The sequence below is a fragment of the Streptomyces sp. NPDC038200 genome (assembly GCF_055600785.1).
In genome coordinates, this window is record NZ_JBVJYH010000027.1 from 1 (window position 1) to 7,335 (window position 7,335).

The following is a 7,335-nucleotide window of genomic DNA, read 5'->3' on the forward strand; positions in this document are numbered from 1 at the left end:
CCGGCGCCGCCCGCGGAGTCTCCGCCACCCTCGACGCCGGCACCGCCTACGGCCGCATCCACAACACCCTCAAGAACACCGACGACGACACCGCCTCCCTGCACCTCCACGCCACCACCGCCTACGGCAACATCACCGCCCGCAGCCTCTGAGGAGACGGGCTCGTCGGGGCGGTGTTCCGCGGCGGCAGGACGCGGGCCGCCCGTGACGCCGCCGGGGTCTCCTTCCTCCGTTCGGAGGTCTTTGCGTGGCGCGCACGGGTGGCGTCGGGTGCGGGGGTGGGAGAGGCGGGGACGCTCGGAGCCACGGGCTTCGGGACTGACGGTGAGAGGGCGATGATCGTAACGGTGGTGTCGATGCCGGAGGCGGCCAGCGCGCGGACGGACGTCACGGAGGCACGCCGCCGGCTCGAGGCCGCCCGGTTTCTCCTCGTCGATGTCGAACTGACGCCGCAGGACGCGCAGGAGACCGAGCCGGTGGCCCGGCTTCTCGGGCTGGGGGCCGAGGAGCTGGACTGGTTCGGCCGGGCGGACGAGCCCGTCCGGGGCGACTTTCTGGGCAGCCTTCTCGGTCTGGTCGTGCCGGTGGTCCACGACGAGCGGATCGTCCACGTCCACGCGGTGGCGAGCGACCGCTTCCTGGTCACCGCGCACCGGGGCCCGGCGGTCATGACGGCGCCCGTCATGGGACACCTGCGGCGGGAGAAGCCCCACGACTGCGTGGCCGTTCTCTTTCTCGTGCTCCAGGAGGCCCTGACGACCTTTCGGCGGGCCGCGGTCGCGGCGCTGCTGGAGGTGGAGGAGCTGGAGGACGACATGTTCCAGCAGCGGCGACCCGAGCAGGTGTACCGGCTGGCGCAGCTGCGTCGCCGCTCGGCCCTGCTGCACCATTCGCTGCTGCCCTACGTCCAGGTGGTGGAGGAGGTCATCAACCGCAGGCTGATGAGCCGTGACTTCCCGCAGGAGCGGCAACGGCTCGCCCGGGAGTTCCAGCACGCGGCCCGTACGGTCCTCACGATCATCGAGACTCTCCAGGACGCCGCCCGCCGGGCGTTCGCCAGCTACTCGTCCCTGGTCGCGGGTGAGCAGAACGGGGTGATCAACCGGCTGGCCATCGTGTCGGTGATCTTCTTGCCGTTGTCGTTCCTGACCGGGTTCTTCGGTATGAACTTCACTTTCCTGACGGACAAGTTGGAGACCAGGGACGAATTCTGGCTGGTCGCCGTGGGGCTGCAGGTGATCGTCCTGCTCGGTTCCCTCTATGTGCTGCACCGCACCCGGATCTGGCGCCGGCTGCGGGACGAGGACTAGCCGGCCGGATGTCACGCCGGTGGGCCCAGGCGGCGGGTCGTCGCCCACAGCAGCAGGGCGGCGGCGCTGAAGGCCGCTCCCAGGGCGGAGACCCCCGTCCACCCCGTCGCCGCGTAGGCCAGTGAGGAGCCGAGGGCGCCGAGGGCGCTGCCGGCCGAGTAGAAGACCATGTAGCCGCCGATGGTCCTGCTGCCCGCATCGGGGTGTGCGGCGTAGATGAGGGCCTGGTTGGTGACGTGCACGGCCTGGACGGCGAAGTCCAGCAGGACGGCTCCGGCGGCCAGTGCCCACAGTGACTGCCGGGTGAAGGCCAGGGGGAGCCACGACACCGTGAGCAAGACCAGCGCGGTGCCCGTGGTCCGCTGCGCCAGTCCGCGGTCGTTCCATCGGCCGGCGGCGCCGGCGGCCGCGGCGCCGGCCGCTCCGGCGAGCCCGAACGCGCCGATCGCGGTGTGCGTCAGGGACCAGGGCGGGCTGCTGAGGGGCTGGACGACGCTGCTCCACAGGGTGCTGAAGGCCGCGAAGACCAGCAGTGCCAGAGCGCCGCGGATCCGGAGCAGGGGGTGGCGGGCGAACAGGAGGAGGGTCGATGCCAGCAGACGCCGGTAGGGCAGGGCGGCCGTCGGCGGCCGGTGGGCCGGCAGGGCGCGGCGCAGGAGCATGGCCAGGGTCGCGGTCACCAGGGCCGACAGGAGGTAGACGGCGCGCCATCCGGCCAGGTCGGCGATGGTGCCCGCCACCGTGCGGGCCAGCAGGATGCCGGTGACGACTCCGCTGGTGACGCCTCCGACGACGCGTCCGCGAAAGGCCGGGGCGCTGAGATGGGCCGCCGCGGCCACCATGGTCTGGGTGACGACGGCGAGTGCTCCGACCGCCGCGAGGGCGGCGAGCAGTGCCGTGGTTCCGGGTGCCAGCGCGACGGCGAGCAGCGCGGCGGCGAGCAGGCCGAGCTGGAGCGTGATCAGTCTGCGCCGGTCGACGAGGTCACCGAGCGGGACGAGCAGGAACAGTCCCGCGGCGTAGCCGAGCTGGGTGACGGTGACGATGGCGCCGAGGAGGCCGGAGCCGAGCGAGAACTGCTTGCCGAGGGTGACCAGCAGGGGTTGGGCGAAGTAGACGTTGGCCACCGCGCTGCCGCAGGCGAGGGCGAACAGCAGGGTCAGGCGCGCGGGCGGCGGTGCGGGCGGTGCGGGTGCGCTGTTCACGGCCTTCCGGTCGCCGGCCGTCGAGCGGTCGCTCGGCATACGGTGCCCCCTCCATGGTGGTTGCAACTTGCTACCTGTTGGACCCTAGGGCGGCGGGGTAGCATGTTGCAACCAGGTGGGTGTGTGGAGGAGGAGAGTGGGATGGTCGCCCGTACGCGGTTCGACGCCGATCCGTGTCCCGTTGCCCGGTCGATCGACGCCATCGGCGACTGGTGGTCGCTGCTGATCGTGCGCGACGCGTTCGACGGCAGTCGCCGCTTCGGCCAGTTCCAGCGGAGCCTGGGCATCGCCAAGAACATCCTCGCCAGCCGGCTGCGCGCGCTGGAGGAAGCGGGCGTGATGAGGACCGCGCCCGCCTCCGACGGCAGTCCCTACCAGGAATACGTGCTCACGGAGAAGGGCCGCGCGCTCTTCCCCGTCGTCGTCGCGCTGCGCCAGTGGGGCGAGAGGCACTGCTTCGAGCCCGGGGAGGCGCACTCGCGGCTTCTCGACCGCCGGGACGGACGCCCGCTGAGCCCGCTGGAGATCCGCTCCGGCGACGGGCGCCCCGTCGGCCCGGACGAGACGGTCGTCGAGAAGCTCGGCACGAACTGATCCCTCGCGAACAGCGCGGTCGGACCCGGCTGTTCGGCCGAGGGGGAAAGCGGGGCGTCCCGGCAGGCGCCCTGTGCGTCACACGGCGTGTGACGCACCGCGGGAAACGTGTGACCGCACCGCGAGGAAGGGGCCGGAGCCCGTCTCCGCGGAGCCGGGCGGCGGTTTCGTGTGTGCGTCACAGGCCGGCGAGGAGGTCGTCGAGCGGGGGCGGTGTCCGTGCGGGGTCGAGGGCCTCGGTCAGGAGGCGGCCGTAGCGGATCTTGCGGCCCTTCTTGGTGCCGAGGAAGCGCCGCAGCTGGTGCCGGCGGGGACGGCCGTGGTGTGCGGGCTGGCGCTGGAAGGTGTGCCAGGCGCGGAGGTCGCCTTCGGCCCGGATGATCTCCTCGACCGCCGGGATGCCCAGGGCGCGGATGAGTTCGTCCTCCAGGTCGGTGACGCAGACGAAGAAGGAGGCGCGGTGCGGCGCCCGGGCGTGTTGGAGGCTGCGGGCGTAGAAGCGTTGTTCGCCTTCGTCGCACAGTCCTGCCAGGCGCAGGCCGAGGCCGGGCGGGCCGAGGAGGCCGGCGTAGCGGCCGATGCTCATGGCTCCGCCTATCGGCATGACGCACACTCCCTCCGCGGCGAGGTCGCGGCCTCGTCGCGCGGCCAGTGCCTCGACGGCTGCGAGGTCGCTCGGGCCTTCCAGCAGCACCGCCGTCCGCACGTGCAGGCGTGTGGCCAGGTCCTTCGCCGGGCTGCCGGGACCGCCGCCCGCCCAGGTGGTGACTGCCTCTCGAAATGCCCCCATGTCCGCCATGGAGGTGAGTGTGCGCCATGACCGGCGGCATGGCGAGGGCCGGGGAAGGGGCGAGGGCAGCCAGGTCCGGGCCGTGGCCGAGCGGGGCCCACGAAGCGCGCCGGGGGGCGGCGGCCGTACGCCTCGCCGGGGCGAGTTCCGTTGCACCCGTCGCCGGAACGCGATGGGGGGGGCGGAAAGAGACGGCCGGGGGCGTGTCAGACCCGGAAGAGGCACGGTGCGCTCCGATATTTTGAAAGCATGGCGAGACCCGGCTTCCCATATCCCCACCGCTTTCCCTGTGGATTCCTGAAGGGCGGGTCAGGGCGCCGGGTGCGCCGGAGGGCTGTCACTCTTCTGGTGTTCACCATGCTTTTCACGGGCGCTTCGACAATGCCGGCTGCCGCCGCATCGGCCGTGCCCGGCTGCCGTGTCGGAGCATATCTCACGGACCTGTACGGACTGGATGTTTCACCGCGGACCATCAATGCGGATTTCTGGCTGTGGAGTGTGTGCCCGAGCGAGGGCCTCGACGCCACCCGGCGCCTGGAATTCACCAACGCCACACAGGTCACCCAGAGCGACCGGTCCGTGGAGAAGGTCGGCAGCGAATACTGGTCCCAGGTGAAGGTGTCCGGGACATTCCGGCAGGACTTCAATCTGAGCGAGTATCCGTTCGACAAGCAGGACGTGCGGATCAAGGTGGAGGATTCCGAGCTCAACGCCTCGCAGTTCACCTACGCGCCCGATGCCGCGAACTCCGGGTACGACCACGCCATCAGCCTGGAGGGGTTCAAGATCAGGGGTTTCGGCGTGCGGGTGGCGAAGCACACCTACCGGACCTCCTTCGGGGATCCGCGGATCACCCACGGGCAGAGCCGGTACAGCCAGTTCGTCATCGGGGTCAGACTGGAGCGGGTGGACGTGGCCGGCTTCATCAGGCAGGCGTGGCCCGCGTACGTCGCGTTTCTCAGCTCTTTGATCTCGTACTGGATCTGGTCGAGCGATTTCGTCACCGTACTGGGATCACGGTACGGGATCCTCGGCGCGTCCCTCTTCAGCGTGGTCGTCAGCATGCGCTCCGTGAGCCTGACCGGGACGCTCTTCGGCGTGACCCTGGTCGATCAGATCCATCTCGCCACTCTGCTCTACACGCTGGTCGGCGTGGGCTGCACGACCTACATCCTGTGGCGGTGGGCCGAAACCGAGAAGAGGGCCTCGGTGCGGCGGACGAACACATTCGTGGCCCTGTCCACAACGGCCGCGTACCTGATCGCGAACGCCGTCAGCATCGGTTTCGCGATCACATGAGATCCACGTCGCCCCGATCACGGTGTCACCGGCACACACTCTGTACGGGTGACATGCCCCGTGTCGCTCCGGTGGCGGAGTGGTGATTTACGACAGTTTGGTCCGGCAGGGAATTCCTATCTGCTAATCCACCGCACGAGAGGGCTGCTGTGAAAAGGGTTGGTATCTGCGCAACTCTGTCTTTTGCCGCTGCCGTGGCACTGACGGGCGCAACAGCGGGCCAGGCTTCCGCGGAACTCCGCTACGATCCCGCACCCCCCACTCCGCTCACTATCATCATTAATAATGGCGGGTTTGTCGGTGATATCACCAATAACGGGGACGGAAACAGCAACAACGTCCAGGTCGGCAACGGTCAGGGCGGCACGCAGGGCGGCACGGGCAACACCCAGGGCGGTACCGGCAACACGCAGAGCGCCGCGCAGGGCGGTACCCGCAACGTCCAGGGCGGTGCGCAGGGCGGCACGGGCAACACCCAGGGCGGCACCCAGATCGGCGGGACCAACAACGCGCAGGGCGGCACGCAGAGCGGGACCAACAATGTCCAGGGCGGCGCCCAGACCGGTACGCGCAACACCCTGGGCGGCACCCAGGGCGGCACCAACAACGTCCAGGGCGCGACCCAGGGCGCCGGGAACAACAACACCCAGGGCGCGACGCAGGGCGGCACCAACAACACCCAAGGGGCCACGCAGGGCGCCGCGCGGGACACCGCGGCCGTCATCGGCGAGGAGACGGAGAAGCTCATCGCCGGCTCGTTCGAGATGGTCGCCGCGGCGATGAAGCCGTGAGACCGCTGCCGTGACGGGCCAGGCCCCCGGGCCGGTGAGCGGGGCGTACGGCGTCCGGCACCGCGGCCCGGGGGCCTTGTCGTGCCGTGGGCCGGCCGTGCCGTGGGCCGGACCGGCCCGCGGCCGCCCTCGTCCGCCGGTACCGGCTCGGCCCGGTCAGGCGGTCGCGCGGCGACAATGCGCGGCATGTCGCTTCAGGGAACGGATGCCTACCGGGACGACGACGCACTGCCTGTGCTGGTCCGGCGGGCCGTCTCGGCGGCGCGCGCGCACGGTTTCGCGTTCTCCTGCAGACCCGAACAGGGGCGTCTGCTCCAGGTGTTGGCCGCGGGAGCGCCCCACAGAATCGCCGAGACCGGAACAGGCTGCGGTGTCGGCCTTGCCTGGCTGGCGTCGGGCGCGTCTCCGGACACCCGGCTGATCAGCGTCGAACGTGATCCGGAACGAGCCCGCATCGCCGCGGAGGTCTTCCGTGGCGGTGCCCGTGTCGAGGTTCTCCACGGCGACTGGCAGCGCATCGAGGAGTGCGGCCCCTACGACCTGCTGGTCCTCGACGGCGGCGGCCAGGCCAAGGGCGACGGCGCCGCGGACCCCGCCCGCCTGCTCGCCGCCGGCGGCACGGTGGTGATCGACGACTTCACCCCGGCCACCACCTGGCCACCCCGTTTCAACGGCGCACCTGACCGGCCCCGGCTGCACTGGCTCGAACACCCCGAACTCCGCGCCACCGAACTCCGCCTCGCGGCAGACCTCAGCGTGATCGTCGGCACGCGTCTCCCGGGCAGCTGAGACCGGCCACGCCCGCCATCCGCGACGACGCTCCCTGAGAGCCTCGCGCCGGCCCGGGGGGGCGGGCCGGTGGGGGCCGGTGCGGGACTCCGCCGTCCGGCTCAGCCGACGTACCGACGGATACGTCAGCCGGTCGGTCCTCCGACCGGGGGACACACGGCAGCGGTCAAAGCGGCTGAAATGAAATTACGCAAGTTCATCCGACAGGAACTGCATCCACCCAGAAATTGGAAAAAGAGGTTTTCTCATGTTCATCAACTCTCGACGTCACATAGCCGCCCGCATCGCCGGTATTTCCTGCATCGCTGCTCTGACCGCCGGAGGCCTCGGTGTGGCGAGCGCAGAGGCCGCGCCGATGAAGCATCACGCCGCGCATGCGTCCAGCCAGCATCACCAGCAGCGTCACCAGGACAACATGTCCAACAAGGGCAACATGCCCAAGGGCGGCAACACCCAGGGAGGTACGCAGGGCAACGGCAACGGCAACACCCAGGGCGGCACCCAGGGCGGCGGCAACGGCAACACCCAAGGTGGCACCCAGGGCGGCGGCAACGGCA

8 protein-coding genes and 1 pseudogene are annotated in these 7,335 nt (G+C 70.5%); 6 read left to right on the top strand and 3 right to left on the bottom strand.

Going from position 1 to position 7,335, the window contains the following annotated elements; genetic code table 11:
- Positions 1-152: pseudogene (locus ACZ7KF_RS36925) on the top strand (DUF4097 family beta strand repeat-containing protein); the annotation flags it as partial.
- A 183-nt stretch (positions 153-335) separates the two neighbouring features.
- Positions 336-1,310, top strand: coding sequence for a magnesium transporter CorA family protein (locus ACZ7KF_RS36930; protein ID WP_471085440.1), 975 nt, complete (start codon positions 336-338; stop codon positions 1,308-1,310).
- Between the two features lie 11 nt (positions 1,311-1,321).
- Here ACZ7KF_RS36930 and ACZ7KF_RS36935 read toward each other — a convergent pair whose 3' ends face one another.
- Positions 1,322-2,554 (bottom strand): MFS transporter, encoded by a 1,233-nt coding sequence (locus ACZ7KF_RS36935; protein WP_471085443.1) that lies wholly within the window; start codon positions 2,552-2,554, stop codon positions 1,322-1,324.
- 102 nt (positions 2,555-2,656) lie between these two features.
- Here ACZ7KF_RS36935 and ACZ7KF_RS36940 point away from each other — a divergent pair, with 102 nt between their 5' ends.
- Positions 2,657-3,109, top strand: coding sequence for a winged helix-turn-helix transcriptional regulator (locus ACZ7KF_RS36940; RefSeq protein ID WP_471085446.1), 453 nt, complete (start codon positions 2,657-2,659; stop codon positions 3,107-3,109).
- Positions 3,110-3,287: 178 nt separating this feature from the next.
- Here ACZ7KF_RS36940 and ACZ7KF_RS36945 read toward each other — a convergent pair whose 3' ends face one another.
- Positions 3,288-3,908 carry a TOPRIM nucleotidyl transferase/hydrolase domain-containing protein gene (locus tag ACZ7KF_RS36945; RefSeq protein ID WP_471085449.1) on the bottom strand — a complete coding sequence of 207 codons (621 nt, stop codon included), beginning with the start codon at positions 3,906-3,908 and terminating at the stop codon, positions 3,288-3,290.
- A 339-nt stretch (positions 3,909-4,247) separates the two neighbouring features.
- Between ACZ7KF_RS36945 and ACZ7KF_RS36950 the strand changes: the two genes are divergently transcribed.
- From ACZ7KF_RS36950 to ACZ7KF_RS36960, 3 genes are all read left to right on the top strand, one after another.
- Positions 4,248-5,198, top strand: coding sequence for a ligand-gated ion channel (locus ACZ7KF_RS36950; RefSeq protein WP_471085451.1), 951 nt, complete (start codon positions 4,248-4,250; stop codon positions 5,196-5,198).
- 194 nt (positions 5,199-5,392) lie between these two features.
- Entirely contained in the window at positions 5,393-5,989 is a 597-nt protein-coding gene (locus ACZ7KF_RS36955) for a hypothetical protein (RefSeq protein WP_471085454.1), read from the top strand.
- A gap of 186 nt (positions 5,990-6,175) precedes the next feature.
- The gene (locus tag ACZ7KF_RS36960) at positions 6,176-6,778 is read left to right on the top strand and encodes an O-methyltransferase (protein ID WP_471085456.1); all 603 of its coding nucleotides are present in this window, start codon (positions 6,176-6,178) and stop codon (positions 6,776-6,778) included.
- A gap of 196 nt (positions 6,779-6,974) precedes the next feature.
- Here ACZ7KF_RS36960 and ACZ7KF_RS36965 read toward each other — a convergent pair whose 3' ends face one another.
- Positions 6,975-7,184, bottom strand: a complete 210-nt coding sequence (locus ACZ7KF_RS36965) for a hypothetical protein (protein ID WP_471085459.1) — start codon at positions 7,182-7,184, stop codon at positions 6,975-6,977.
- Between the last annotated feature and the right edge of the window lie 151 nt (positions 7,185-7,335).

Bases quoted from the DNA above. Each gene is read 5' to 3' on its own strand.
- ACZ7KF_RS36960 (WP_471085456.1), top strand. From the start codon at position 6,176: ATGTCGCTTCAGGGAACGGATGCCTACCGGGACGACGACGCACTGCCT.
- ACZ7KF_RS36940 (WP_471085446.1), top strand. From the start codon at position 2,657: ATGGTCGCCCGTACGCGGTTCGACGCCGATCCGTGTCCCGTTGCCCGG.
- ACZ7KF_RS36930 (WP_471085440.1), top strand. From the start codon at position 336: ATGATCGTAACGGTGGTGTCGATGCCGGAGGCGGCCAGCGCGCGGACG.
- ACZ7KF_RS36935 (WP_471085443.1), bottom strand. From the start codon at position 2,554: ATGCCGAGCGACCGCTCGACGGCCGGCGACCGGAAGGCCGTGAACAGC.
- ACZ7KF_RS36945 (WP_471085449.1), bottom strand. From the start codon at position 3,908: ATGGCGGACATGGGGGCATTTCGAGAGGCAGTCACCACCTGGGCGGGC.